A 585-nucleotide genomic window follows, 5' to 3' on the forward strand; every position below is an offset into this window, starting at 1 on the left:
ATGACCAGCTGAATGGCGGGTCCGGCAATGACATCCTCAATGGCGGCAAAGGCAACGACGTTCTAAACGGCGGAACTGGGAATGATAAACTCGCAGGCGGGGCAGGCGACGACACGCTCGTCGGCGGTGAAGGTAATGACCGCCTCTCTGGCGGGTCGGGCGACGACATTCTCAATGGTGGTGCTGGAAAAGATGTGCTCTCCGGTGGCAAGGGCGATGATGTTCTGAACGGTGGGGCAGGAAACGACAAGCTCCATGGGGGCGACGGCAATGACCAGTTGAATGGAGGTTCTGGAAATGACATCCTCAACGGCGGCAAAGGCGATGACGTCCTGAACGGCGGTGCCGGGAACGATAAACTCATAGGCGGCGCGGGCGATGACACGCTCGTCGGTGGTGATGGCAATGATCGTCTCTCTGGTGGCTCTGGCGACGATGTCCTTAACGGCGGTGCTGGAAAAGATGTCCTGTCCGGCGGCAAGGGTGATGATGTCCTCAATGGCGGCGCCGGAAACGACAAGCTCCATGGTGGTGATGGCAATGACCAGCTGAATGGCGGGTCCGGCAATGACATCCTCAATGGCG

General features: G+C 59.1%; 1 protein-coding gene. It reads left to right on the plus strand.

All coding sequences use genetic code 11. The features are described from left to right. Positions 1–585, plus strand: a 585-nt coding sequence (locus tag RYZ26_RS19910; RefSeq protein ID WP_317685005.1) for a calcium-binding protein, incomplete at both ends; no start/stop codon positions are given.

It is taken from the genome of Terasakiella sediminum (genome assembly GCF_033100395.1).
Lineage (GTDB): Bacteria > Pseudomonadota > Alphaproteobacteria > Rhodospirillales > Terasakiellaceae > Terasakiella.